The organism is Nocardia sp. CA-107356 (assembly GCF_050946365.1).
Taxonomy (GTDB): domain Bacteria; phylum Actinomycetota; class Actinomycetes; order Mycobacteriales; family Mycobacteriaceae; genus Nocardia.
Map to the genome: position 1 here is coordinate 8,227,015 of NZ_CP191992.1, position 24,779 is coordinate 8,251,793.

At 63.5% G+C, this 24,779-nt stretch carries 31 protein-coding genes; 14 read left to right on the forward strand and 17 right to left on the reverse strand.

Translation table 11 applies throughout. The features are described from left to right. Positions 1 to 256 precede the first annotated feature (256 nt). Positions 257 to 1,585 carry a helix-turn-helix domain-containing protein gene (locus tag ACQP1G_RS37120; RefSeq protein WP_433194339.1) on the forward strand — a complete coding sequence of 443 codons (1,329 nt, stop codon included), beginning with the start codon at positions 257 to 259 and terminating at the stop codon, positions 1,583 to 1,585. Here ACQP1G_RS37120 and ACQP1G_RS37125 read toward each other — a convergent pair. Next, positions 1,574 to 2,410, reverse strand: a complete 837-nt coding sequence (locus ACQP1G_RS37125) for an alpha/beta hydrolase (protein WP_433194340.1) — start codon at positions 2,408 to 2,410, stop codon at positions 1,574 to 1,576. The genes ACQP1G_RS37120 and ACQP1G_RS37125 overlap by 12 nt on opposite strands. Before the next feature lie 271 nt (positions 2,411 to 2,681). On the opposite strand from ACQP1G_RS37125, the gene ACQP1G_RS37130 reads away from it, so the two are divergent. Beyond that, positions 2,682 to 3,158, forward strand: coding sequence for an HIT family protein (locus ACQP1G_RS37130; protein WP_433194341.1), 477 nt, complete (start codon positions 2,682 to 2,684; stop codon positions 3,156 to 3,158). A 253-nt stretch (positions 3,159 to 3,411) separates the two neighbouring features. Here the strand turns inward: ACQP1G_RS37130 and ACQP1G_RS37135 are convergent, their stop codons facing one another. Beyond that, positions 3,412 to 4,335: a transposase gene (locus ACQP1G_RS37135; protein WP_433194342.1), complete on the reverse strand. Its 924-nt coding sequence runs from the start codon at positions 4,333 to 4,335 to the stop codon at positions 3,412 to 3,414. 54 nt (positions 4,336 to 4,389) lie between these two features. Then, positions 4,390 to 4,725, reverse strand: a complete 336-nt coding sequence (locus ACQP1G_RS37140) for a hypothetical protein (protein ID WP_433194343.1) — start codon at positions 4,723 to 4,725, stop codon at positions 4,390 to 4,392. Positions 4,726 to 5,167: 442 nt separating this feature from the next. Here ACQP1G_RS37140 and ACQP1G_RS37145 point away from each other — a divergent pair, with 442 nt between their 5' ends. From ACQP1G_RS37145 to ACQP1G_RS37155, 3 genes are all read left to right on the forward strand, one after another. After that, complete coding sequence (locus tag ACQP1G_RS37145; protein WP_433194344.1) at positions 5,168 to 5,545, forward strand: hypothetical protein; 378 nt, start codon at positions 5,168 to 5,170, stop codon at positions 5,543 to 5,545. Positions 5,546 to 5,649: 104 nt separating this feature from the next. Further along, complete coding sequence (locus ACQP1G_RS37150; RefSeq protein WP_433194345.1) at positions 5,650 to 5,898, forward strand: hypothetical protein; 249 nt, start codon at positions 5,650 to 5,652, stop codon at positions 5,896 to 5,898. Positions 5,899 to 6,020: 122 nt separating this feature from the next. After that, positions 6,021 to 6,344, forward strand: a complete 324-nt coding sequence (locus ACQP1G_RS37155) for a hypothetical protein (RefSeq protein ID WP_433194346.1) — start codon at positions 6,021 to 6,023, stop codon at positions 6,342 to 6,344. A 26-nt stretch (positions 6,345 to 6,370) separates the two neighbouring features. Here ACQP1G_RS37155 and ACQP1G_RS37160 read toward each other — a convergent pair whose 3' ends face one another. Further along, positions 6,371 to 7,618 (reverse strand): hypothetical protein, encoded by a 1,248-nt coding sequence (locus tag ACQP1G_RS37160; protein WP_433194347.1) that lies wholly within the window; start codon positions 7,616 to 7,618, stop codon positions 6,371 to 6,373. A gap of 203 nt (positions 7,619 to 7,821) precedes the next feature. Between ACQP1G_RS37160 and ACQP1G_RS37165 the strand changes: the two genes are divergently transcribed. Beyond that, the gene (locus ACQP1G_RS37165; RefSeq protein ID WP_433194348.1) at positions 7,822 to 7,953 is read left to right on the forward strand and encodes a hypothetical protein; all 132 of its coding nucleotides are present in this window, start codon (positions 7,822 to 7,824) and stop codon (positions 7,951 to 7,953) included. 55 nt (positions 7,954 to 8,008) lie between these two features. Here ACQP1G_RS37165 and ACQP1G_RS37170 read toward each other — a convergent pair whose 3' ends face one another. Beyond that, positions 8,009 to 8,263: a hypothetical protein gene (locus tag ACQP1G_RS37170; RefSeq protein WP_433194349.1), complete on the reverse strand. Its 255-nt coding sequence runs from the start codon at positions 8,261 to 8,263 to the stop codon at positions 8,009 to 8,011. A gap of 537 nt (positions 8,264 to 8,800) precedes the next feature. On the opposite strand from ACQP1G_RS37170, the gene ACQP1G_RS37175 reads away from it, so the two are divergent. The 3 genes from ACQP1G_RS37175 to ACQP1G_RS37185 all read left to right on the forward strand — a co-directional run bounded on the left by ACQP1G_RS37175 (position 8,801) and on the right by ACQP1G_RS37185 (position 11,339). Beyond that, a complete protein-coding gene (locus ACQP1G_RS37175) occupies positions 8,801 to 9,826 on the forward strand; it encodes a hypothetical protein (RefSeq protein WP_433194350.1) in 1,026 nt (341 codons plus the stop codon). After that, a complete protein-coding gene (locus ACQP1G_RS37180; protein WP_433194351.1) occupies positions 9,826 to 10,452 on the forward strand; it encodes a hypothetical protein in 627 nt (208 codons plus the stop codon). The genes ACQP1G_RS37175 and ACQP1G_RS37180 overlap by 1 nt, the downstream gene beginning before the upstream one ends. A 197-nt stretch (positions 10,453 to 10,649) precedes the next feature. Then, positions 10,650 to 11,339: a CAP domain-containing protein gene (locus tag ACQP1G_RS37185; protein WP_433194352.1), complete on the forward strand. Its 690-nt coding sequence runs from the start codon at positions 10,650 to 10,652 to the stop codon at positions 11,337 to 11,339. Positions 11,340 to 11,390: 51 nt separating this feature from the next. Here the strand turns inward: ACQP1G_RS37185 and ACQP1G_RS37190 are convergent, their stop codons facing one another. The 3 genes from ACQP1G_RS37190 to ACQP1G_RS37200 all read right to left on the reverse strand — a co-directional run bounded on the left by ACQP1G_RS37190 (position 11,391) and on the right by ACQP1G_RS37200 (position 12,641). Next, positions 11,391 to 11,579: a hypothetical protein gene (locus tag ACQP1G_RS37190; protein WP_433194353.1), complete on the reverse strand. Its 189-nt coding sequence runs from the start codon at positions 11,577 to 11,579 to the stop codon at positions 11,391 to 11,393. A gap of 283 nt (positions 11,580 to 11,862) precedes the next feature. Next, entirely contained in the window at positions 11,863 to 12,180 is a 318-nt protein-coding gene (locus ACQP1G_RS37195; protein ID WP_433194354.1) for a transcriptional regulator, read from the reverse strand. Continuing rightward, the gene (locus ACQP1G_RS37200) at positions 12,177 to 12,641 is read right to left on the reverse strand and encodes a hypothetical protein (protein ID WP_433194355.1); all 465 of its coding nucleotides are present in this window, start codon (positions 12,639 to 12,641) and stop codon (positions 12,177 to 12,179) included. The genes ACQP1G_RS37195 and ACQP1G_RS37200 overlap by 4 nt, the downstream gene beginning before the upstream one ends. A 381-nt stretch (positions 12,642 to 13,022) precedes the next feature. Between ACQP1G_RS37200 and ACQP1G_RS37205 the strand changes: the two genes are divergently transcribed. Continuing rightward, a complete protein-coding gene (locus ACQP1G_RS37205) occupies positions 13,023 to 13,499 on the forward strand; it encodes a DUF1772 domain-containing protein (protein ID WP_433194356.1) in 477 nt (158 codons plus the stop codon). Positions 13,500 to 13,569: 70 nt separating this feature from the next. After that, the gene (locus ACQP1G_RS37210) at positions 13,570 to 13,968 is read left to right on the forward strand and encodes a PPOX class F420-dependent oxidoreductase (RefSeq protein ID WP_433194357.1); all 399 of its coding nucleotides are present in this window, start codon (positions 13,570 to 13,572) and stop codon (positions 13,966 to 13,968) included. A 335-nt stretch (positions 13,969 to 14,303) separates the two neighbouring features. Here ACQP1G_RS37210 and ACQP1G_RS37215 read toward each other — a convergent pair whose 3' ends face one another. From ACQP1G_RS37215 to ACQP1G_RS37225, 3 genes are read right to left on the reverse strand one after another with little or no spacing between them, the layout of a single operon-like run. Beyond that, complete coding sequence (locus ACQP1G_RS37215) at positions 14,304 to 16,271, reverse strand: acetoacetate--CoA ligase (RefSeq protein WP_433194358.1); 1,968 nt, start codon at positions 16,269 to 16,271, stop codon at positions 14,304 to 14,306. Continuing rightward, positions 16,268 to 17,218, reverse strand: a complete 951-nt coding sequence (locus ACQP1G_RS37220) for a cyclase family protein (protein ID WP_433194359.1) — start codon at positions 17,216 to 17,218, stop codon at positions 16,268 to 16,270. The genes ACQP1G_RS37215 and ACQP1G_RS37220 overlap by 4 nt, the downstream gene beginning before the upstream one ends. A gap of 43 nt (positions 17,219 to 17,261) precedes the next feature. Further along, positions 17,262 to 17,420, reverse strand: coding sequence for a hypothetical protein (locus ACQP1G_RS37225; protein ID WP_433194360.1), 159 nt, complete (start codon positions 17,418 to 17,420; stop codon positions 17,262 to 17,264). A gap of 301 nt (positions 17,421 to 17,721) precedes the next feature. On the opposite strand from ACQP1G_RS37225, the gene ACQP1G_RS37230 reads away from it, so the two are divergent. After that, complete coding sequence (locus ACQP1G_RS37230; RefSeq protein ID WP_433194361.1) at positions 17,722 to 18,312, forward strand: TetR/AcrR family transcriptional regulator; 591 nt, start codon at positions 17,722 to 17,724, stop codon at positions 18,310 to 18,312. 64 nt (positions 18,313 to 18,376) lie between these two features. Here ACQP1G_RS37230 and ACQP1G_RS37235 read toward each other — a convergent pair whose 3' ends face one another. Then, positions 18,377 to 19,693 (reverse strand): alpha/beta hydrolase family protein, encoded by a 1,317-nt coding sequence (locus ACQP1G_RS37235; protein ID WP_433194362.1) that lies wholly within the window; start codon positions 19,691 to 19,693, stop codon positions 18,377 to 18,379. 594 nt (positions 19,694 to 20,287) lie between these two features. Beyond that, positions 20,288 to 20,521, reverse strand: a complete 234-nt coding sequence (locus ACQP1G_RS37240) for a WS/DGAT domain-containing protein (RefSeq protein WP_433194363.1) — start codon at positions 20,519 to 20,521, stop codon at positions 20,288 to 20,290. Positions 20,522 to 20,651: 130 nt separating this feature from the next. Here ACQP1G_RS37240 and ACQP1G_RS37245 point away from each other — a divergent pair, with 130 nt between their 5' ends. Further along, positions 20,652 to 21,488 (forward strand): alpha/beta fold hydrolase, encoded by an 837-nt coding sequence (locus ACQP1G_RS37245; protein ID WP_433194364.1) that lies wholly within the window; start codon positions 20,652 to 20,654, stop codon positions 21,486 to 21,488. 163 nt (positions 21,489 to 21,651) lie between these two features. After that, complete coding sequence (locus tag ACQP1G_RS37250) at positions 21,652 to 22,056, forward strand: hypothetical protein (RefSeq protein ID WP_433194365.1); 405 nt, start codon at positions 21,652 to 21,654, stop codon at positions 22,054 to 22,056. A gap of 102 nt (positions 22,057 to 22,158) precedes the next feature. Here ACQP1G_RS37250 and ACQP1G_RS37255 read toward each other — a convergent pair whose 3' ends face one another. The 4 genes from ACQP1G_RS37255 to ACQP1G_RS37270 form a co-directional block, all read right to left on the reverse strand. Then, positions 22,159 to 23,400 (reverse strand): serine hydrolase domain-containing protein, encoded by a 1,242-nt coding sequence (locus ACQP1G_RS37255; RefSeq protein ID WP_433194366.1) that lies wholly within the window; start codon positions 23,398 to 23,400, stop codon positions 22,159 to 22,161. 176 nt (positions 23,401 to 23,576) lie between these two features. Further along, on the reverse strand, positions 23,577 to 23,903 hold the full coding sequence (locus tag ACQP1G_RS37260; protein ID WP_433194367.1) for a MerR family transcriptional regulator: 327 nt from the start codon (positions 23,901 to 23,903) through the stop codon (positions 23,577 to 23,579). Between the two features lie 9 nt (positions 23,904 to 23,912). Beyond that, positions 23,913 to 24,257, reverse strand: a complete 345-nt coding sequence (locus ACQP1G_RS37265; protein WP_433194368.1) for a DUF1048 domain-containing protein — start codon at positions 24,255 to 24,257, stop codon at positions 23,913 to 23,915. A 2-nt stretch (positions 24,258 to 24,259) separates the two neighbouring features. After that, positions 24,260 to 24,589, reverse strand: coding sequence for a PadR family transcriptional regulator (locus tag ACQP1G_RS37270; protein WP_433194369.1), 330 nt, complete (start codon positions 24,587 to 24,589; stop codon positions 24,260 to 24,262). Positions 24,590 to 24,779: the final 190 nt, after the last annotated feature.

Here is a 24,779-nt window from a genome sequence, read left to right on the forward strand (position 1 = left end):
ATCTGCGGGGCGAAAACGGCCACGACAAGGGGGTATGCGGGGTATGTATGAAACGTATAGTGGGTACTGTCAAGCCCTGGTAGGGTCACGCGACCAGGGCGAACGGGGTCGGGTTAGGGCACCCCAAAACGATTGCGGAGTAGCCATGAAGCGCGAACCCGAGCAGCAACGTTACTGCGCTCGCTGTGGGAGCAGGCTCAATCGCTATAACGTCGAAACACTATGTGGCCCTTGTAGTCTCACTGCTCGCGATCAGGTGATTCGTCCGCCAACCGTGCCGCCGGGCTTCTGGCAAACCGACAAGATCCGGGATGCCTTGGCTACCTGGCACATGGGCCGGGTCATCTTCGCCTACCGGACTCATCCGTACCACGGCCGACCATTGCCGCAGGAGTTGGTTGCCAACTGGCTGGAACTGACCCAAGCGCAGCTCAGCCGGATCGAGAAAGGCGCGGCACCTGAACAGATTTCCAAGCTGATTCGCTGGGCCGAGATCCTCGATATTCCGGCTGACCTCTTGTGGTTCAAGCTGCCGGATGCCGAAGGCGACGGAGCAGTGTTGCCCACCGAAACTACCAGTGCCGCAGGCCATGACGCCGTGGCACTTGTTCGATGGTTGGCCTCGGACGGCACTGCCGCACCGCCACCGAATCACGCCGACGACCTCGAACGTGTCGGTGTGGCCTTGGAGGATGCGCGTCGGTACTTCGACGGCACCGTCGTGAACTTCTTCCGTGCGCAGCTGGCACGGTGCAAGGCCGACGACGGCACGCTGGGTCCGGCAGCGGCGCTCCCGCTGGTGCTCGGGATTCTCGGTGCCATCCGGCGGCATGGTCGGCAGGTCAGGCCGGATGTCCAACGGCAACTGCTCGCGGTCGGGGCCGATGGTGCCGAATTCGCCGGGTGGCTGTACCGCGATCTGCACGATCCGCTGACCGCCACCTTTCTCTACGACCGAGCCATGGAGTGGGCGCAGGCGGCGGGCAGTCTGCCGATGCAGGGCTACGTGCTCCTGAAGAAATCCCAGATGGCCTACGAAACCCGCGACACCGGCACGTTGCTGACGCTGGCGCAGGCGGCGAAGGATGGTCCGTGGCAACTGCCGATCCGGGTACGGGCCGAGGTGGTGCAACAGGAAGCCCTGGGCCTGGCCATGATCGGCGAACCAACCAGCGTTGTGGAACAGAGCTTGGCCGATGCCGGGCACCTTCTCACTCAGGCGAACGGCGCGGATGACCACGCACTGGTCAGCTATTTCAACGAAGGCACGCTCCTGGTGCGGTCGGCCTGCTGCTACACCGAAGCAGGCCGACCGCAGACGGCAACGCAATTGTTTGGCCAGGTGCTCGCCAGTGGCTCACTGTCTCGGCGCGACGCCGGATTTTTCGGGGCTCGGCAGGCCAAAGCCTTGGCACTGAGCGGCGAGCCGGACGAAGCGGCCACGGTCGCGGTTGAATCGGTCGCCGTCGCCCGCGAAACAAGGTCCGAGCGAACGATGAACGTCATCGTCGACGTGGTCCGCACCCTTGATCCGTGGCGTCATCTGCCGAGGGTGCAAGAGTTGCGCGACGTGCTATTGCCCTGACGGCAAGCCGGTTGTCAGCCAATTAGCCACGATGCCGATAACCTGCGCTTGGTACTCCTGGCTCTTCGGATTCAGGTACTCCGGGTCGTCGTGGACGGCGAAGCCGTGCTGCGATCCTTCGATCTCCACCAGTTCAACCGGCGCGGTGAACTTGGTGGCGGCCTCGCGCGATCCGTCGATCGGCACCAAGGTGTCGGCGTTGCCGTGGATGATGAGAGTTGGCGCGGTGATCTCGCCGAGCACGTCCAGCGGCCGGAACCAGAACACCTCGTTCAGGAACGGACGGCCATGCTGCAAGTCGGCCTTAAATTGAATGGCGCCAGTCGAATTCAGCTCTTCGGCTCGCTCGTCGCTGATGACGTCGTTCGTCCAGTAGTCCCGCGTGTCGATGGTCCGCTTCTTGTAGTCCACCTGCGGATTGAGCAGCACCAGCCGTGACAGATCGTCCGGCCGCTTGGCCGCGTAGTAGGCGCAGATGCCACCAGCGAAGCTCGCACCGCACAGGCTCAACTTGGTTGCGCCAGTGGCCTCGCGGACGTAGGCCAGGCTGACGCGGATGTCGTTCAGGATGGTGGCGAGCGTCAGCTCTGCTTGGCTCCCTTCACTCTCCCCGTGACCACGGAGATCGAAGCGCAGCGAGGCAATCCCCGCCTCAGCCAGACCAGCGGCCAGCCGGGTGAAGAAGCCGCCCTCCTCGCGGGTGACACCGCCACCGTGCACCAACACGACAGCGCGCGTCGGTGGTTGGTCAGGGGTTACGAGGGTGGCCGCCAGGTGCAGGCCGTCGAGGGTACGGATGCGGGTGATGGTGCTCGTCGGAACCACAGGACAAGTCAACCAGACGACCTCAGTCGCAGCCAGGTGTAGATCACCATCTGGGAAGGCTGACGGTGGATCGGCAGGAGGCCGCGAATTTCGCCGCGTGCGGCGAGTTCCGCCCTGACCCGCCCCCGTGGGGCCATTGCCCGGCGGTTTCGGCGCGTGTCGGCCCGCTAGCGGCCCTTTCGCCCGCCCGTGGTACCCGTGGCCGCAGTAGTGCAGCAATGGCGGGCAGTGTCGTGATCGCTCAGGCGGGGCTGTCGGTAATCATACGGAAGTGATCACCACCCATGCCCCCGCCACCTACCGCTGCCCTATCTGCCTCGGTGTTCAAGGCATTGTCAGTCCGGACACGCTGATAAGACCAACGGATGTGGTCTATCAGGATGAACTGGTCACGGCGTTTATCAATTCGTTCTTTGTTGGTGTGAATAGCGGCCATGTGATCGTGGTTCCGAACGAGCACTATGAAAGTATCCATACCCTGCCCTCGGCGTACGGGCACCGGGTGTTTGATGTCGCCCAAAAGATTGCCCTCGCCATGAAAGACGCATATCAATGTGATGGCATCACGACCCGCCAAAACAACGAACCAGCAGGCGACCAACATCCCTTTCACTACCACTTTCATATCTTCCCCCGCTACAACGATGATGGCTTCAATGCTGTTCAGCTTTCCGAGAAGCGGTTGGCTGGGGCTGAAGAGCGGGCGGAGTGGGCGGAGAGGCTGAGGGGTGAACTTGGCGACAACTAGATCAAACTCGCTCGCTTGTCATCCGCGATCTGCTCCGCCAATTCCACGGCTTTATTCTGGTAGGACGGATCGCGAAGACCCATTCCCACGAGCTTGAGTGCCAGGATCGAGTCGAGGTACGTGGCAGTGCGTATACGGTCGCAGCGCTGACAGCGAAGCGTCGATCTGAAGCCATACCACCCGAACCCCAGAGCAGCCACTAGTTCAATATCCTCGACGTACCATGATCTAGGATGCCGGTGGAATCGCAGCATCATGCAATAGCCTCCGTCGACGTGGCTGGCTTCGCGCTGCCGCCGTCGTTCACGATCTGTTCTAACCACTCCACTATTCGGCCAGCATCCGGATTACCGCGGAGCGCCTCGTACAAGCGGCTGAAGAGGCCATCTGCGTTGTAGTGGCGGTACATCTGGTAGGTCGAACTGGGGGCATAACGGCTCGGAAGCCGTGTCCATGGCACATCGTGAGCCATCTTGAACCGGATGGCATCAAAGGCACGGCGCTTGCGGCGGAGCTCGTAGCTCGATCGCGGGCGCATCCCGGAGGGGCCATTGACGGGTCCGAAGTGGGGTTCCAGCAGCTGCCATTCTTCGTCGGTGAGGTCGGATTCGGCTGGCCCGACGACGCACTCCCAAGCCGCAACCAGCTCAGCCGGTGTGAGCACCTGAACCAGATCGTCAGGGAGCACCTGGCCGGTGGCGCCGGATGGCATCCTGGTCCGACGTAGCACGTCATAGCGACTTGCTATGGCAAGTTCGTTCCACGTGTCGATATTGGAATGGGCTTCGAGCCACACGATCGTCATATCGCGTTCTTCCTCAGAGGGCCAATCGTCAAGATCACCGATGAGTTGATACAAGCTGGGCACGACCACGATGGCAGCATTGCACACTTCTAGGGCAATCTCCCAGGGCTCCACCTCAAGCAGAGAATCAACGCGAGCTGCCTTGTTGGTGGCGTCGACAGCACCTTCGTCCGAACTGAGTAGTCGGTCGGTCACTTCGGCAGGGAGGTCGTGCCTGAGGTACTGTCTGACGGCATCGCGAAGTTCGTCCGTCCAGATCTGAATGTCGTAGCCGACGTCGCCATTGTTCGCCACGTTATACTCGTAGATATTCCCGAAGCGGGGATAGAGAGCGATGGCGAGGAGTTCGAATCTGTTGTATTGATCGTCCATGCATGTTTGATTTTGACCGGAAGACATGATTTGGTCAACCGCTAGCATAGTGGCTTAACGCGACAGCCCTTTCACCAAGCTCAGCAACCCCTCGGCGGAACCATCCTCGCTGGTAACAGATTCCTCAAGGTCGTCTTCACGGTAGCGGCCAACTCGCCATCCCTGGTGGTCAGCGCGGTCCCAGGCGAGAAGTTCGTCCTTGCCATTGGCAAGCAGGCGGTGGTCATCGTCAATCACGATTTCGACGGCTTCGCAGCCGCCACCTGTGTCAGCAATTCCAGCAATGTAGCCGTGCTTGGTGAGAAGTTCGATGACATCGGTGTACTGCGCTTCCGTAGAAGCTGGGTCGTCTACGATTGGTGTTTCTACAGTGGTTTGAGTGTTGGTCATGTCGGTTATCTCCGCTTACTATTGTTCTCTACCCCTGTTATAACTCTGATCGCAGACCATTACAACAGATGTCGCGAGAGATAGCGATGTAGTTTTTGCCTCGATTACCCGACGATGCGATCAGCGTATCAATTTCGAATTAGTTGTTTGTTCTACAACGCAAAAAGCAGTACCAACGCCGGGCTCCATGCCGGGGTATTCACCGTCGCTCGATCATGTCCGGTCGCTCGTCGCAGCTGCCGACCAGTCGCCCGGTCAGACGATTGAGCCTCAACTCCCGCTGTCATTAACTGGGTGACGGCTCCCCCTGGAGCCACCAGCCCCACGGCATTGGTGAGCGTGACTCGCCGCTCACTATGCCGTGGCGTGCCTCGTCGGCGTCCTGCGGCCGTACTCGTAAGCGCAACAAGCGTTTACCGGTCGCTCGCACCGAGGAGGAGCAATGCCCGAACCGTCGAGCAAGGAAATCACGCTGGCGATCCGCATCGACACAGCTCGCCATGCGCAGCTGACCTGGATTGCCGAACTGCGTGGCAGCAGCCTGAAAGCGGAATGCTTTAAGGCCGTCGATGCCCACATCGAGGCAGCCAAGAACGATCCTGACCTTATGGCCAGGGCCAACGCAGCCCGCGCCGCCATCGAAGAAGAGGCGCGCGCTCGGCAGGCAGCCATCGACAACCTGTTCACCGAGACCTCGCCGCCACCGCCGACCCAGGATGAGTCGGATGGTGCAGAGGAGGAAGCGATCACAGAGGAGGGCGGCCGTCGCCCACGCCAGCGGCGCGGCCAAAAACCCGCTGAGGGCACGCCGGACAGCTGATCACCCAGCAACGTCCGGAACCGGGCCGGTCGGAAGCAGATCGAGTGGTTCGCCGCTCTCTGCTTCTCGACCGGCCCGATACAACAACCAACCGAAGGAGGGGTATGCATAAGCAATTTGGACGACGGGATGAACAGGACGACTGGCCCACGCAGCATCAGTCGATCCGCGAAATCACCGAACGAATCGACCGAATCGACCAGAAGGTCAATCGCAACCACGAACAAATCCAAGAACAGCTCGCCCAAATCCTGGCGGTCGTAGGCGAGACGACGACAGAGCGCGAGAACCGCCAAAATGCCCAGATTCAACATGTAGCCGACGCGACCGGTGTGAAGCTCCCTCACGATTGATAGACATCGGCCCGCACCACCACTGACGACAAAACTACATCTCTTTCTTCGGCACCTCTATTGATCACTTCTGCATTCAGAGTTAGAACAGGGGTGGAGCAAAGATAAGCGGAGATCACACCATGAACACGAAACAAGAGACTTGGGCATCCGACACCGAAAAAGAATATGCTGACGTCCTTCAGGCCCTTGAAGCTCACGGCTACGACGCTGCCATGACTAACACTGGCGGTGGCTGCCTGGCTATTACCTTTAAGCCCCTCATGACACGAACGGTGCTCATCACTGACAAGGAAGGTCCGCTAGAACTACAACGCTCTGACCAAACCGGCTGGGGAGTTGGCGTCTACAACAACCTCGATGAACAGAAACGGTACCGAGACACCGATGACTGCTCAATAGCGGGTCTGCTGGCGCTGCTCGAAGAAGTTAAGTGGCTAGCCTAAACACACAGGCTTAGTGTCTATTCAAGCTAAAGCTTGTAATAGTGGCTATCAATCTTGGCGTATTCTGGTTCTTCCCAGTCACTATTCAGCGGATGGCTCTGCCAAAATCGCCGGAAATTCTCAAGCGATAGTGTCACTTGTTCGAGCAGGGAAGCTTGCTTATGAATAAAAGTGACATCCGTGATGTTTCCGCCGATTGCATGAGCCGGTCGTTGTCTCGCCTGGCGGACGTCCCTCAGCGGCTTCAATACTTCCCGGCGCGCCTCTTCGGAGACTCCTCGTTGACGCAACACATCATCGAGACGATTCAAGCTACCCAATACCTGGTCCTGACCATCTCGCTTTGCTGCACCAAGTGCGTCGAGACCAGCATGTCGAATATTATCTGATAGAAGTTTGTCTAATTGATGAACGAATGCATCGTATTCTTGCTGCGAGGGGCGCAAAATCCATCCGAAATCACTGGGCCGTTCAGTCACGCGAAGCAGGTCATCACCGAATACTCGTTGATGCAATTCATTCCATGTCCGCAGCTCAAAAAAGAGCTTTTCGAACGGACCTAGACCATCTGGCCAGTGCCCCATCTGCTGCCCCCACCAGATAGGATGCGGTTTCAACTTGCCTTGTTCTGGGACTTCGTAAGTACGCCAGCGCTGTTGATGTACTGGTGTAAGTTTCGCTAGATCGCCCAGAAATGCACAGACTCGCCGGACAATTTTTGAATCGGGATTACCGCGGTCGTATTCGGACAGGTCATACGCAAATCCGATATGACTAATCGAGGTTTTGTCGTCCTCTGACTCTGATTCGTCAAGGTAGACCGGATCACTGACACCCGCATCGGCTCCGTAGTCGTGGAACTGGAACGAGAAACGTGGATCATTCCGATAAGGCTCCAGGACATCGAATCTAAAATATGCGAGTTCGAGCGTACCTCCACCCTCGGCCATCCAGCGGCAGTAAGGCTCATCCCTAAAACGATCGCCGAGGCCAAATCCGGACATCGCCTGTGGAGTTGGATACAGACAGAGGCCATATTCTGCATCAGGCAAATTATTAACCGACGCCACTTGCTCTTCGAGCGAACGTCTCGACTGCCAGGGCCGAATGTGGCAGTTCATATAGTCATTGCTGTCGACGACCTGAGCTAGTCCGCCTTCCACCAGTTGAATTGCAGCAGCAAGCGTCTCCGGCGACTCGTGATGGATATACAATCCATTGAAGTCCCCAGACGTCAGATACTTATCAATGATGCTGTCAAGCAACTCGTTCATACGTTTATCTTATCAATGCTGAGGAGTTTCCTGAAATATCCGGCATCGTCCTCGGTATGCAGGGACGAACGAGCTGGGCGAAATCCTCTCCGCTGGCTGTCGGTGGTTCGGCGTACAGTCGCCTTGCACCCGTCGCGGGGAGCGTTCGCCCAGGTGGTTGCGCATATCACTGGATACTGTTCCGGTCGGAAAGGACCCAAACCGTGGCAACGAGCAAGAAGGATGCCAGTCTCGCTGGCAAGCAGCTGGCAGACAAGAAGGCGACCAAGGCGCAGAAGAGCGTGGCCGCCAGCGACTTGGCACAGTCGAAGGGCAACAAGGGCAAGAAGAAGTAGCGCCTATTCGGCATGGTCCGCGACAGGGCTCACCCTCTGCCGCGGATCGCCGTACTTATCGCCTCGCCACCGCTGCCCGCATCTTCACCCCTCGCCGAATCAGCGCCAGCCGCACCGTCCCAGCATCCGCCCCAAGCTTCGCGCCGACCTGCTTGAGCGTCAGTCTCTCCTCCACGTACAGCTCTACCGCCCGGTCGACCTGCGCCTCGCTCAAGCCTTGCTGTCGCATTGTCACGCCCATGGCGTGCAGGTGCTTGCTCACGGTCTGTCGCTGCACTCGGTATTTTTCGGCCAGCTGGTAGACCGTCATCCCACGCCGGTAGTCATTGGCTAGCTCCACCCTCTCGCTGTCCGACAGCCGCCGAGCTCGGGCTGGTGGTTGTGAGACTGGCCGATCTGCGCCGTGCTCGGCCTCATCCTGGGCCTCTGCTAACAGGGCTGAAAGCCCCTGACCAGCGGTAGTGAGATTGCAGTAGGACCTCACAAACCGCACTTAAATTAGCAGGTGAGGCCCGATATTATGATCGGGGCTGTTCCGCTCTATCGGACCGTCACCAAAAGAACACCAAAAATTCACCACCAATCGTTCCTCAGCTGGCGTGCCCAGCCCGGCCCGGCCGATGAGTCCGGTGCCCCTCCGGCGAGACGATGTAATGCCGCTCCGTGATGCCCTCGCGAGAATGCCCCAACGGCTTCGCAGCCGTCCTGTGAACAAAATCGGTTGCCGGCCCATATCGGCGCCGCTTACCGTGGACAGGCAACGTATCCCGTTGTTCCCGTCTCTCTTTCACAACCCCCGCCGTGCCGGGTGACGGGCGGCGGAGGGCGCTTCCCGGAGTGCGCAGCCATGACGATCCCTTCCGCTTCGATCCCATCCGGTCGCCGCTCTCTCATCCGGCAGGTCGCGACAGCAGCCGCCGTGCTCGCCGCGGTCCTCGCCGCCACCACGATTCCCGCGGCTGCGGACCCGTCTTCGATTGCGCCGCCGCCGAATTCGAGCGCGACCTCGGTGCCGCCCCCACCGACCGGCACAACCGTGCGCAAGGCGTCACCGACCACCACGACCACCGGCGCGGGTGACGGCAGCGGCACCAGCGACGGCTACATACTGATCCTCGAGGTCCCATCGACGGCGGTGCAGGGCACGACGATCACTGTGCACGGCGGGAACTGGCTCTGCAGCAAGGTGACCGTCACCCCGGGCTGGACCACCTCCGCCACCACGGTGACCGTCACGAGCTACAAGTTCGACACGACCGTCACCGTGCCCACCGGCGCGACACCGGGCAAGTCCACCCTGACCGCCACCTGCACCGCGGACAGCTCGATCACCTCGACGAAGCCCATCACCGTGCTCGCGGCCCGGAAGGTGACCACGGACCCGATCGTGACCTCCGACCCCGATGAAACGAATCCCACACCACCCACCGCGGACGCACAGGGCCCCGAGAACAAGTCCGGGACATCGTCGGTCGGTCCGCTCGCCGTGAGTGCCGCCCTGATCCTCGCCGCGATCGTGGGTGCCGTCACCCTGCTCGGCCGCCGCACACCCGCACCGGAGTCCCCTGCCACGGGCAACAGCCGTGCCCCCGGGCCCGCACCGTTGCGTAGTCGCGAGCCCGACACCGCACAGCCCGGCGGCCGGGCACCCGGCGCTGCACCGTTCGGTCGCCGCACCGCCGAATCCCCTCGTTTCGGCAGCCCGGCACCCAGCCCCCAGCACACGGGTCGCGTACCCGACGTGCAGGTCCGCGTCCATCAGGACCCGAGCCCCCGCCTGGACATCCGGACCTTCCCTTCTCGCCCACCGAGTGTGCAGATCCGCGTGCACCGGGCCGAACCCATCACGACCGTGCGAGAGGTGCGACGCTGATGTTCCCCGAAACCCTCACCGCACGAGCCGTGCTCTACAACAACGGATCCCGCGAAATGGGCTGCGCCGAGCTCACCGCGCGCCTGCGCGAGGTCGGCTTCGACCACACACTGCACACGGCCGCACCGGCGCTCGGCGACCTGGTGCGCGATATCGCCCTGCCGAGAATCGCCGAAGCCGTCGACAGCCTGCTCGACATCGATCTCGGTGACGCGGCGGTCGCCGGCTGGCGCGGCTACGATCGTCTCCGCTCCGCGGCCGTCCGCTCCCAGCGCGGCCCCGAGGAAACCGTCGAGTTGTTCGCCCACGAGCTCACCCACACCTACCGCCCGAACCTGGAGATCCTCGTCGACGGGCAGTCCGCCGGCTCGGTCACCGTCGAGCTCGTCCTCACTCTGGAGATCCAGCCGCTGGCCGCCACCGTCCGCCACGGCACCCTCGTCGCCTTCGGCCCCGGCGACTGCACCGCGACCGTCTCGCTCGGCACGGAATCCACCGGCCCGATCCTCGAACGAGAACGGCAAATCCCCACCGCCCGCATGGTCGACCTGCGCAGGCCCATTCCCCTGGTCCGGTCCCAGCCCGCGGACCGTGGCGCCCCCTTCCCACCGAATTCTCAGAGTTGACGCGGTGTTGCGCCCGCACCGCCTGATGAGGTGCTCGTCATCTTCTCGCTCGATGCTGCGAGAGGTCTTCGGTGACGATGAAGCAAGGTGTCGTTCGAGTGCCCGGCGTCCATTGGTATTCCGTTGGTGGACTGTTGGTCTCGGCGCCGACGCTGAAGGAGCCCATTGGTTCCTCGAGCGTACGGAGTTGAAAGACCATGAGCCGCAAGATCATCGGCGGTGCCGTCCTGGCGCTGGCCATCACCACCACCGCCGTCACCGGTCTCCCGCGCACCGCCGCACCCGCCGCCGCGGCCCCCACCTGCGACAACGCCGACGACCCAGTACACGGCTACCAGTACTTCGCGAACAAGTACCCCAACAACGGCCTCGGCGCCATGTTCGCCCTGAACGACCAGTTCGACAAGATCGAGCGCGCCGTCTTCTGCCTCACCAACATCGAACGCACCAATGCCGGTGTCCCCGAGCTGAAATGGAGCGACGACTTACGCAACAGCGCAGCTGATTTCGCCCGCCACGCCGAGGGGCGCCAATGGTGGACCGACGGGGCGAACTCTCACGACGATCCCGACCTCGCCGGTGTCCCAGTGATCACCCAGCTCCAGCGCCGCGTGAAGTCCTACAACCCCTGCACCTACTACCAGGGCGATGGCCACGACGTGAACCGCTGGTCCGAGAACACCTACGCAGGCTGGGGCTCGAACACCTTCACCACCGCCCGAGCAGCCCTCACCTGGTGGATGAACAGCCCCACCCACAAGGCCAACATCCTCGACCGCAAGCTCACCGAGCTCGGTGTAGGTGTCCGTGCCGGCGCCGCCCGCCCCGGCTTCGACACCACCGACCCCGCGGGCATCTTCGTCCAGCAATTCGTCTCCTGCAGCTGACTTCCCGGGCCTTTCTGCGATTCAGCCAGCGCACTACACGGCATAGACGTTCTACGAAGTGCTTTCGCGGGCCCCGAGGAATCTGCCGAGCGCATCGAACAGGACCTCGAGAACGTGCAGTTCCTGCTCCGGTGTGAGAGTCGTCTGGAAGTCCTGGTCCGGCAACGCCTTCTGTTGGATCGTCGCCGGCCAGGTGAAGTTGTTCTTACTAACCCACACTGGCGTCGAGTCGGCTTGCACGGCAACCTGATTCAGGTTCAGTAGCGCAGGCTGGGCCGCGGGTCCAGCCCGGTGCGGTCAGCTCCCGCTCCAGCCGCCGGTGAACGCGCCGCCCAGGAGGCGACGCCGGCGGCGGCGCTTGGCTTCCTGGTCGGGCCGGGGCGGGGTCGCTGCGGGCTGGGGCTGGGGCGGCTGTTCGGGGTCACGCTTGGTCTTGCCGAAGATTCCCATGTCGAGTTCTCCTGTTCGGTAGGGCGATTCGAAAGCTTCGGCGGCGGATCCCGGCCTCTGCTGAGGTTTCGAATCAGGACGTTGTGGTCGGGGCCGCGGGTGTCGCGGCGGCGACGATTTCCTGCAGGGCGGCGATATGGCCGGTGAAGGCTGCCCTGCCGCGCTCGGTCAGCCGGGCGCGGACCTTGCGCCGGCTGCCGTCCAGGTGGCGTTCGGTGGCGACATAACCGGCGTTTTCGAGAATGGCGAGCTGCTTGGACAGGGCAGAGTCCGACAGCCCCAGGTGGTCTTTGAGGAACGCGAACTCGGCCCAGTCGGCGGCTGCGAGGGTCGCGACCAGCGATAGCCGCGTGCTCGGGTGGATGAGTTCGTCGAAACGGGTTTGCCTCACGCGCCGAACCACTGCCGCAGGACGCGAAGGATTTCCGGGCCGCCGAAGCCGATGATCGCCGCCACCAGCACTGCTGCCCAGATTCCGGGGTTGCGGTCGCCGTCGGTGTCCAGGGCGATCGCCACACCGATGGTGAGGGCGACGAGCGCGAACAGCATGCCCACCACCACGATCGGGGTGCGGCGTCCGGCAACGGCCGCGCTGACCTGAATCTGATCGGTGCGGCGACGCCCGTTGAGCAGCCGCGAGGCGAGGAACGAGTGTCCGGCGCCGAAGATCAGCGTCGTGGCGATGACCAGCCACTGCGGCCCGAGGTCCCCGATCACGCCGAGCACGACCCAGCCGGCGGCCATTGCCCACCAGTATCCGCGCGGCAGCCCGACCTCGTCGGCCACTCGGCGGCGGGCCCGCTCGACCGTGTCCAGCGCGGCGCGTGCCTGATCCGGAGCGACGTTTTCCATGGTGCCCTCACTTTCCCGGTAGGAAAGTAAGACTCCACTTTCCTACCGGGAAAGTCAAGGGTCGGCGCGAATCGATACCTGCCGTTCCACGTCCGGCCCCGACGCGGTCAGGCCGCCCGCAACCCCGGTCGACGAGGGCCGGGACCGCGATGAGCCCCGGCACCACCAGCGGAACCAGCAGACCGAAGATCTGCCAGCGTTCGGTGACCGGCTTGCCGGCGACAGCGTCCGCTCGGCCGGAACGGGCATGTGCACCTTGCTGATCCGAGCGCGATCCCGCGGTAGCGATCTGAAATCTAGCAACGCTAGACAAGATAGTGGACGGATGTTACCGTTGCTCTAGTTTCTAGCGCTGCTAGAATCTAGGAAGGGAAGCCGAAAATGCTGATTGTCACCGGCCAGATCATTGCCGCTATCGCCGTTCTCGCCAATGCCGTCGTCTATGGCACCGATGTCTGCGGGGCCGTGATCACCCGGTCGGTGTACCGCAAGCTCGATGATGCGGCCGTGACCATGAGTGCGGGATGGGGTCACTATTACGGCGATAAGCGCATGCCGGTTGTCGGTGCGGGCGGTGTGGTCACCGCCGTGCTCACACTGCTGATCGCGCTGTTGGCCGGGCAGATCGGCGCCGCTGTCGCGGCGGGGATCACGGTGGCGGCGCTGCTGACCTGGCTCGCCTTCTATGTCCGCATCGCCAAGCCGATCAATTCCCAGCAGACCGCCGCTGCGCAGAGCGGCATCATTCCGGCCAATGCCCGTGCGCTGCAGGACAAGTGGGACAGCATTCTGAAGTACCGGGTCACCCTGCAGTTCATTGCCATTGCCGGACTGTGCGCCGCGCTGATCCTGTTCTGATCTCAGCCGACAACTTCCGGCTGATCGCCGGGGGCACACCTGATATCGAATTCACTGAGGAGTAACTGACATGACCTTCACCATCAACGAACAGCAGTTCCTCGCGGAGGCCGGGATCGGTCGGCTGGCCACGGTGTCGCCCGACGGCGTCGTGCAGAATAACCCGACCAGCTATCGGGTGAACGCCGACGGCGCGATCGACATCGGGGGCATGCGGATGCGTGCCAGTCGAAAGTACCGCAATGTCGAGGCGGGCAGCCGGGTGTCGTTCGTCATCGACCAACAGGTTTCATTGGAGCCATACGTGATTCGCGGCATCGAGGTACGCGGCACGGCCGAGGCGCTCGATGACGAGGAGCCACCGTTCCAACCCCAGGAACGCGCGGTCATCCGAATTCACCCCGAACGGGTCATCTCCTGGGGCATCGACGGCGGATCCTTCGACTTCACCAGTCGCGGCGCCGAGTAGTCAGCCATCGTGGGCGATCCCACCCCAATCGGTGGACATAGGTTTCATCCGGTGCAGTGCCTGATCGGCGGACACAGATCTCTCAACGAGTGCGACGTAGCACTGCTCACTATCGACAGTGGTGCCGGTTCATGGGCGGCAGACCGCGGATTGCGAATTCCCGCCGATCTGCGGTACGAGCCCGCAGGGCAGCGGGACGTCGTAGAGGGAGATATCGAGCCTGCATAGGTAGGCGTTGCCGTCGGTGCCGTCTTGCGCGACCATCCCGAGGCGGGCCAATAGGTCTGGAAAGTCGATTGCGGCTCGGTCGAGGCGGTTGGCTGCGTATCAGTGCCTCACCTGGTCAGCAGTGACGCGTGAAAAAAGGCCAGACTGTCAGGATTGGCCAGGATGCCGGGGCTGGTGATGGTGGCCGGGTCCGCGCCCTGGAGAAGCCGTTTGACCGGGATCTCGAGCTTTTTGCCGGTGCGGGTGTAGGGCACTTCGGGGGTGAGGATGATGCGGTCGGGCACGTGGCGCGGTGACAAGTTGGCGCGCAACGTTTGTGCGGCCAGCTCGCGCAATTCGTCTTCGGGCTGATCCTGGTCGGCCGGTACGAGGAACAGGATCAGTTGGCCGTGACCGGTTTTCGGGTCGTCGAGGTGCACTACGAGGCTGTCGTTGATTTCAGGTAGCGCCCCGAGGGTGGCATAGAACTCGGCGGTGCCCAGGCGGACGCCACCGCGGTTGAGGGTGGCATCGGAGCGTCCGCTGATAACCGCTGATCCGCGGGCGGTGATGGTGATCCAGTCGCCTTGGCGCCAGATCCTGGGATAGTTGTCGAACCATGTCGAGCGATAGCGGGAACCGTCGGTGTCGTTGTAGAGCGCCACCGGCATCGCGGGGACAGGTCCGGTGATCACCAGCTCACCATCGGTGTCCACGACGGAATTTCCCTCGGGGTCGTAAGAATCGACGGGCACTCCTAGTGCGCGGCAGGACATTTCACCGGACCACACCGGCGTCATCGGGGAGCAGCCAGTGAGGATCGAGCACACGTCGGTACCGCCGCTGACCGATCCGAGCAGCACGTGGGAGTCGAGTTCGTCGTAGACCCAGGTGTAGCCGTCGGGGGGAAGCGGTGATCCGGTGGACCCGATGAACCGCAGCGCGCTCAGGTCACCGTGATCGCGGGGGTGGATCCGAGAGGTGCGACATCCCATGAGGAATGCGGCGTTGACACCGAAGTGGGTGAGCTGGTCTTCGGCGGCTAGGCGCCACAGGGTGGCCAGGTCGGGGTAGGTGGGGTTGCCGTCGAACAGCACGATCGTGGCACCGGAGAGCAGCCCGGAGACCACGGTGTTCCACATCATCCAGCCGGTGGTGGTGTACCAGAACAGGCGGTCGCCGGCTTGGACGTCCAGGTGCAGGGCACCGTCTTTGAGGTGGGTCAGCAGCATGCCGCCGTGGCCGTGCACGATCGGTTTGGGCAGCCCGGTGGTGCCCGAGGAGTACAGCACATACAGCGGGTGGTCGAACGGGACCCGGTCGAAGCCCAATTCCGCTGGCTGATCGAGCAGTTCGCGCCACGACAGCATGTCCACCGGTGTCGTTTCGTCGAACACCGAGGACACCAGCACGGTGGTGGTCACCGACGCCAACCCGGCACGCAGCGTGGCGTGTTCGGCGCGCAGGTCGATGGTCTTGTCGCCGAAGGTGTAGCCGTCGACGACGAGCAGCACGGTCGGTTCGATCTGGCCGAACCGGTCGATCACCGCTGTGGCGCCGAACTCCGGCGGGCACGAGGACCAGATGGCGCCGATGCTGGCCGCGGCCAGGAACGCGATGACGGTTTCGGGGATGTTGGGCATGTACGCTGCGACACGGTCCCCGCGACGCACTCCGAGGTCGAGCAGGCCGGCGCGGGCGCGTGCGACCTGCTCGCGCAGCTGTCCGTAGGTGATCTGGATGGGGTTGGGATCGGTTTGGTTGTGCGCGATTACCGCCAACGCGGTGTCGGGTCGGTGGTGGGCCAAGGCGTGCTCGGCGTAGTTGAGCGCGACGTTCGGGAACCAGGTCGCGCCGGGCATGGTGGCGTCGGCGAGCACCGGGTGCGGGTCGCCGTCGGCCTTGATGTCGAAGAACTCCCAGATCGAGGACCAGAAACGATCGGGGTCGGCGACAGACCAGTCCCACAACCGCGAGTAGTCCACGGGCCCGTCGAAGCGGCCGTCGGCTTGCAACCAGGCCACGTAGCGGGCGATTTCGGTGGTGCTGCTGTCGTGGGGTTCCCACAACAATGCTGGTGTGGTGTGGGCGGTCATCGGATCGCCACCGCCGCGACCGGGGAGCCGACCGCACCGGTGATCGGCAGCGGAGACGCGGCGAGCATGAACTCGTAACGGCCATCGGCCGCGCACGCCACCGACAACGCGTCCAGGTCGAACATTTCCCCGACCGCCAAACCCATGTGCACCAGCGCAACTTGGTGCCACGGCTGAAATGTCTCGATCTCGTTGGGGCGTACCTCCACACCCCAGGTGTCGGCGGCGACGGCGGCAACCTCGCGCTCGTAGAGCCAGGGCACGGTGTGCAACGACAGCCCCGGTGCAGCGCCTCCGGCGTAGTCGCCCCAGTTACCGCGGCGCGCGCCGAGCTGCCCGGTCCGCACGATCAGCGCGTCACCGGGTTGCACTGTGGCCCCTTGGGCGGTGAGAGCGTCTTCGAGGTCCTCGACGGTGATCGCGTAACCGGGGTCCAGGCTGGCGACCTGGCGTCGCGCGGGCAGATCGACCAGGACCGCCCGTAACACCATGCGGTCGCTCCAGTGCTGGATGCCGTTGCGGAATGCACCGTTGGACGTATGCTCGGCGGCGCTGTAGCCGTTCCACATCTTGCCCTTGTGGAAGATGTGCGACAGCGCATCCCATTGGGTGCCACACTGGGTTCCCATCACGATCATGTCGTCGGAGAACCCGAACTCACCGGTCGGACCGAACGTTGAGAGGACCTTCTCCTGCACCCCGGCGAGGTGATCGGTGCCGGTCGCGGTGGTCACCAGTTGCGGGTTCGACCGCAGCCCGCCGGGCTGGGGACCGGCCTGGTCATAGGGCAGCGTCAGGGAGATGACCTGGCCGTCGCGTATCAACGCGGCGGCGGCGCGCACCTGGTCTGGTCCGACGAGGTTCATCGCGCCGAGTTGGTCGTGCTCGCCCCATTTGCCCCAGCGGCTGAATCGAGCGATGTAGTCGTCGAGTACGGAGTCGGTCACCGGGTTCCTCCACTGCGGGATGGTCGAAGAGCTCTGACGGGGGTCATCGGATGAGATCTGCCGGGTCGGCGGCGAGGGCCCGTTCGAGCCGGGTCATCAGGATCGAGATCACCTGATTGAAGGATTTTTCGACTGGACCACCTGCGACGATGGCCGCGTCGACCTCACCGACAAGACCGGGGCTGGCCGCGTAGTGAGCCACCCACCGAGATGCCCAAGTGCACCACGACGCCGTTGCCGATCGCGCGGGCATGGGCGATGAGGCCGCGTACGATCTCGGCGCCACGGGCCGCGGTCATCGGTACCGCCGATTCACCGGTGGAAGCCCGACGTCGAGCATGTGCGGATATCGCTCCCCGAATAGATCTTCGGCGTCCAGTGGCCACTGGTAGGACATCGTGACTCCTTTGTACGACCCGCCAATAAACGCAAGAACATTGCGTTAGTGAACCGTACAACCAACCGGAGATTTATCGCAAGGTCTTTGCGTTAAAATGTTTGGAATGAGCGAGACAGAGGTCCGCCGCAGAACCGGTGGCCGCTCGGCCCGGGTCCGGCAAGCGGTGCTGGATGCCACGTTACAGTTGGCCGCCGAGCACGGTCCCGATGCGGTGAGTATCGGGGAGGTCGCCCGGCTGGCCGGTGTGCACGAGACCTCGATCTACCGGCGTTGGGGCACCCGGGAGCATGTGATCCTCGACGCGCTGCTGAGCTACAGCTCCCAACAGTTGCCGATTCCCGACACCGGGACCGTGCGCGGAGATCTGCTCGAGTTCGCCCGCTCGATCGCGGCGTATCAGGCAGGCCCGCTCGGCATCGCATTGGCTCGGGCGATGGCTGTCGCCGAGGACGATTCGGTCCTGGCGAGTAATCGCGCGCAGTTCTGGCAGTCGCGATTCGACCTGGCCCGGGTCATAATCGACCGCGGCGTGGCTCGGGGTGAACTACCCGAAACCACCGACGCGGCGATGGCTTTGGAGTCGCTGATCGCACCGGTGCACTTCCGGGCACTGCTGACCCGCCAGCCGGTCGACGAGGCGTTCTTTGCGCGCGTCGTCGACCAGCTGCTTCACGGAATCACCCGACCGAATTAGCGCCACCGGTGAACAGAACGACAGCAACTTCGCTGCTATGCCGAACCAACGGGGGCAGGCCGGTTCAGGTGGTCAGTTGGGTGTACATCCACCGCATAACCATGCCCACCCACTCGTCGAAGTGGTTCATCGCGCAGTGGTCGTCGCCCGGGTAGAGCTTGAGTAACCCGTGTGGTGCGAGGGTGGCGATGTCGATAGAGTCCTGGGTTTGCACCAGGGTGTCGGAGTCGCCGTTGATGACCAGCAACGGGATGGTGATCCTGGGGCACAACTCGCGCACGGTGAGGGTAGATAGGCGCCGCAGCAGGTTGAAGGTGCCGGTGGCCGCCACGGTGTTGGTCAGCGTCCAGGCCATGATTTCGGGAACCCCGAGCGAGCCGGTCAGCGCCCAGGTCTTCTCCGCCGGTGCACCATTGGAGACCACCGCGCGCAACCGCGAATCGGTAGCTGCCATGCGGGTGGACCAGTAGGCCCCGAAACTGAGACCGAACATGCCGATGCGGTCGGGGGCGACGCGAGGATGCTCGGCGAGGTAATCGATCACCTGGTGATAGATCTGCTCGGACTCCAGCGACATCGGCTGCCGGTAGTCGTAGGTGCCGGGCATCTCCATGACGAACATGCCCAATCCGGCCGGACGGTGAGCCAGGCTGGGGAACAGCAGTTCCTGGATCGTGCCCTCGATTCCGTTGGTGGCCAACAAGGTCGGCACGCGGTCGGTACCGGGAGGGAAGATGGTGTACCCGCGAACGGTTTCGTTCCCGGCTGGGACCTCGATGGCTTCGATGACCAGGCCCATCGCCGGGGCCAGAGCGGTCAACAGGACATGGGTCAGCCGTCGTGAGACGGCGTAGGCCTGCAGCCGCTGCGGTGTCCAGCCGGGCCAGGATGCGGCGAAGGTGTAGACCGTCGCCTTGATCAGGGCATCCACCGCGACAGCGGCATCGGCATCGGCGGGGTGCGCCGCGCTGAACCGTGCAACGAGATCGGGGCTCGGTTGCGCACCACGCTCGGACAAGATGGATACCGCCGGGGCGAGAAGCTTGCCGAGGTGCTCGACCACGGTGTGGTCGGCGTCGTCGAGTAGATCGCGCACGTTCGGCCCACCCAGTCGCTCGAGGGCGGCGTCGGCGGCGGCGATATGCGGATCGGCCAGGCTGTTCCAATACCCGGCCCAGACCTCATCAGTGAAGGAACGACACCGGTCGAGCTGGCCGGTGAACAGGGTTTTGTCGATCGCGCCCATGTTCGCGAACCGGTCCACGAACAGCGCGGGCAGAAAGAACCGGGTGCCCATCGGCGTGGCCAGCCGTTCGGTGGCGCGGATGAACGCCGCGGCACTGATGAACAGTTTGGTCGGCAGCAGAGGTGTGCGAGTCATCGGTGACTCCTTTCGGGGGTGGGTTCGAAGTGGTCCAGTGGCGTCGTATGACTCGGAACCCGAGCGTGGAGCCGGTACCGATGCCCCGGAGCGGTGTCGAGGTCTCCGACGGACCGTTCATTGCTGAAGGTCGCCGAACTCGACCAAGCGTTAACACAAGATTCCTTGCATTAACCGATGGTAGATTCCTCCCTTATTAAAGGCAAGAAATCTGCGTTAACGTTCATGATTGAGCTGCGCCACGCGCTTGCTACCCCCGATGTGGGCGAGGTCGACCTACTCGCGTAGACCCAGGATTTGTCATCGCTATCGATTCCCGCTTGCCCGCCCGCTGATTTGCCTTGGAGCGAGACGTAGAGGTTTCCGGTGACGTCATCGGCGTCCCGGGCTGTGCCGTCGCCTCATAGAAGGCCAGTAGGTCATCGGTAACGAAACCGTCTGCGATGGCGAGTGTTTCGCTGGTTGCCGACTTGTAGAGACATCCCTCGACCCGCATGGGGCCGATCTCGAGAGGTTTGCCCAGTAGACCATCGGCCATCTCACACCGCATCTATTAACAATTGATCCAATCAAGTGTGATGAGGTTATCAGTTCCTATCCACATGATGCTAAGGTCACATCTGACAAATTCATCATTAGGAGTTTTGTATGCACGGTCGGGCTCGCCGTAAAACCGAGGTGCATCCGCCCGTCGTAGGACACCGCGGTGATGTTGAGCCCCTCGCCCTTGAACAGCAGTGACAGCGGGTACAGCATGACCATTCGCGCACCGGCCAGGTAGCGGGGCTGGTCCGGGCCCGGCACATTCGAGACGATCAGGTTGAACATCGGCGCGAAGCGAGCACGGCCGATGCCTGTCTGTCCCCCTTGTCCGCTGTAACCAGGTCGGACACCGTGTCAGTGGGGGTGTCAGGTCGGCGTCAGGTCGGTATCAGCCGGGCTGGCGACAGTAGTCCACATGAACAGCGCAGCGAACAACTCGAACCACACCGCGAACACCCCGGCCTGGACGGGCATGGTGCCGGTCGACGACACGGCGCTGGCCGTGACCGACACCGGCGGTTCCGGGATCCCCGTGATCTACTGCAATGGCCAGTTCGCCACGCAGGGGTACTGGAAGCGCGTCATTGCCGACCTCGGCTCCGGCTTGCGGCACATCACCTTCGACGAGCGGGCTCGCGGCAAATCCAAGACCTCGGCCGACTATTCCTTCGCCACCTGCGTGAACGATGTCGACGCCGTGCTCGCAGCCCGGGGCGTTGAGCGGGCGGTGGTGATCGGATGGTCCTACGGGGCGTTCGTCGCCGCGCACTGGGCCAGCCGCAATCCGCAACGGTGCATGGGCGCGGTCCTGGTCGAAGGCGCGCAACCGCACGACTGGCTCGACGACGCCATGGAGGCGCGGATCCGTAAGCTGTTCAAGCGATTGCGCCCGATCACCGCGCTGCTGCGCCCGACCGGCCTGACCCCGCGCATGGGTGCGGCACAGCAGGCCGAGTGCAATATCGAACTCGGCAAGATCGCCCGCGAGCGCGAGCTGGGCCCCGTGCTGGACAACATCACCGTCGCGACGCGGTATGTGCTCGCCTCGGGCGCCTCGCTCGGAAGCAAGGGTGACGAGCAGGAAAAGATCCGCGCCAGCCTCGATGCGGTGACCGCCCGCAACCAGAACATCCGCATCAGCGCGAAGGTCGCCAGCAACCACGACCACATCCTGCGCAAAGACTTCGGTGCCGTCGCCGAGGCCGTGCGCGAGGCCGCCGCCCTCGACCGGGACGGTTCATCGATCCGCTGACGGACTCGCTCACGACCGGTCCGGCGGCGGCGTTCACGGCCGCCGCGACCTACGCGACTCGCCCTGAGCAATTCGGACACCACCCGGGCACAGGCCCGGCCGCATCCACCACCCGTTCGTTCAATCAACTTCCACCACAACAGATTCCAAGGAGCACACCACCATGTCCATCACCCTCACCGACTCCGACAAGCTCACCCTGCGCACCGCCGCCTACGGCGCCGTCTCGCTGCTGGTCGCCGCCGATGCCACCGGCAAGCCCCACAAGATCGCCACCAACGGCTCTATCGCCCTGTCCTCGGCGACCGGCCTGGTCGGACACGTGCTCGCCGAGAAGTCCAAGCCCGTGAACCTCAACGGCAAGACCGTCGCCGAACTCGCCGACCACGTGCTGCCCGCCCTGACCGCAACCATGAGCCTGCTCAACGAGCAGGCCCCGACAGAGGCCGACAACTTCCGCAGCACCGTCCTGGTCGCCATCGAAGCCGCCCAGACCCACCAGGACAAGCCCAGCCCCACCATGACCGAGATGGTCCGCAAGATCACCGCAGCCCTCGACGCCGCGTGATGCGACAGGACGAGGACCGGCAGGGACTGGCGGTCACCCAGCAGCCGCGTGGCTATTCCGTTCGGTCGAGTGTCTGCAACGGCGCGCATGACGAGAATTCCTCTAGAGGCAGGATCGGACGGCTTCGGCCAGGCTCGACGCCCTCGGGTCGTCGGGCCGGAGGTCCCACAGGTTGGTGACGTAGCCGAAGCCGACACCGGCGTCGGGGTCCGCGAAGCCGATCGATCCACCGGAGCCGGGGTGGCCGAACGATCCCGGTCCGAGCATCGGCAGCGGCGGGCACGCGCGCCAGAACCCGAGCGACATGTAGAAGGAGCGGTCGGCCGGGATGTTCAGCTCCGGCGGCAACCCGTGCATCCGGGTCTTATCGGTCTGTACAGCTATCACCTTCTCGACCGTGGACGGGTCGAGCAGCCGCACGCCGTCGACATCGCTCACCGTGGCGGCATACATCCGAGCCAACGATCGCGCATCCGCGATGCCGTTCGCGGCCGGGAACTCCGCCGCGGACCAGGCACGCGTCGTGTAGTACGCGGTCGCGGGATCGGCCATGTTGTCCAATGCACCGCCGAGTGACCCGGCGCGGGCTACGACCGAATCCGGCCCCCACGCGGCCTGCATCCATGCGTTGACCGTGTCCGCATCCAGCCCGGTACTCCTGATCATCCCGGCGGTCAGCTCCTCCACGCTGAACGAAGCGGCGTACTCGATCCGGGCCACCCGTCCTTCGTGTTCCTCGGGCAGCCCGATCCAGGCGCTCAGTCCGAGCGGAGCAGCCACCTCGTCGGCGAAGAACGTGCCGAGCGACTTGCCGGAGATCCGACGCACGACCTCTCCGACCAGATGCCCGAACGTGACGCCGTGGTACAGGTGTTCGGTGCCCGGTTGCCACAGCGGCGGCTGCGCCTCGAGTGCTCGGATGACCGGGTCCCAGGCGCACGCCTGCTCGAACGTCAACGGTCCGTCGATGATCGGTAGCCCGGCCTGGTGGGACAGCAACCAGCGCACCGGGATCCGGTCCTTGCCGGCGGCGCCGAACTCCGGCCAATACTGGACCACCGGGGCGTCGAGATCCAGCTGACCGCGCTGTGCCAGCAGATGGGCACAGATCGCGGTAGCGCCCTTCGTCGTCGAGGCGACCCGGACGACAGTGTCTTCGCCCCACGGCCGGTTCGCCGCGCGATCGGCAAGGCCGTCCCACAGGTCGACGACGCGGCGGCCGCCCACGTAGACGCAGCATGCCGCGCCCAACTCGCCGGGGTTGGGTTCGAAGTTCGCGCGGAACGCGTCCGCGACCTTTCCCCAGCCGTCCTCGACACCGTTCCCATTTGTCGTGCCTACCATTGCCCCAATCCTTTCTATTATATTTATAAGTATATGTATACGTATATCCGAGGACATGCCGGCCGTCGAGAGTTTCCGGGTAGTGCCCGCCCAGCGCGTATCACGCACGCGCAGATTCCGCAGTGGCCCCTATCCGCGTATTCGGTTGGGGCACAATATCCTTCGGGCGCCGTAGCTCAGTGGGGGTTGCCGAGGACGCGCTCGACGTGGGCGAGATAGTCGAGCAGATCCCCGATTTCGGCCAGCGGCACACCCGCTCCGGCCAGCGTCCGGACCTGCACCAGTCGCATCAAATCGGTAGATCGATATCGCCTGCGGCCGGACCCGTCGTAGTCCGGTTCGTCGACCAACCCGCACTGGTGGTATTGCTGCACCGTCGTCACCGTGACACCGGCGAATGCCGCCGCCTGGCCGATCGTGAACCCGTCCCGCGCAACATGCAGTGCGCCGCGGGACTTCTCCAGACCCTGCATAGGGACCGCCAGGGCTTGCTGTGTCGTCATCGAACGGCCCTAATTTCCTCTTCCGGTGGCGCGTTCAATGGCGTTGATCAGCCGTTCCCGTTCACGGTTGTGCCACGAATCCTCCGCGTAGTTCCGCGCGAACGTCTCACTGAACTCCACGGGATCCGCCCCGACGACCTCGCGGATCGGGGTTCGATCCGCGGCGCTCTGCTCGAACAGATCGGCAAGATCCTCGAACATCGAAACGCCGCCACCCGGCCCGGAGCCCATCAGGTACCGCTCGAAAGCTTCGACTGCCGTGCGATGGCTCTGCGGAAGCTGTCGCACGCGCGCCCGATACTGTCGCCACCGCCGCTTATCGCCGAGATCGCCGAGCGCCTTTTCGATGAACATGATCACTTGCCTCCTTCGTGGAGCTGTTCGAGCCGTTCGGACAGGAAGCTCCAGGTCCTCCAGAACTCGTCGAGATATTCCTGCCCCTGCTCGTTGAGGGAGTACACCTTGCGCGGCGGCCCCTTCTCCGACGGGATCTTCTCCACGTCGACCAGGCCCCGTTTCTCGATCCTGACGAGCAGGGCATAGACGGTGCCTTCGGCGATATCAGAGAAGCCCTGCTCCCGCAGCCACGCCGTGATCTCGTAGCCGTATGCGGACCGCACGGCCAGGATCGCCAGGACGATGCCCTCGAGCGTGCCCTTGAGCATCTCCGTTATCTGCTTGCCCACGGATCATCTCCTCGCACTACTCAGTGTTGCTTACTACTAGTAGATAGTAACACTGAGTAGCGGCGGCGCAAGATGCTCGCTGTCCGGCGAAAGGTCAACCCGGTCTCAGCGACCCGCGCCGACCACGCCGAGCCCGGCTGCCCTGGTACGGCCGGGTGCTCGATGAAATCCTGACCGTCGCGCGGCTGGA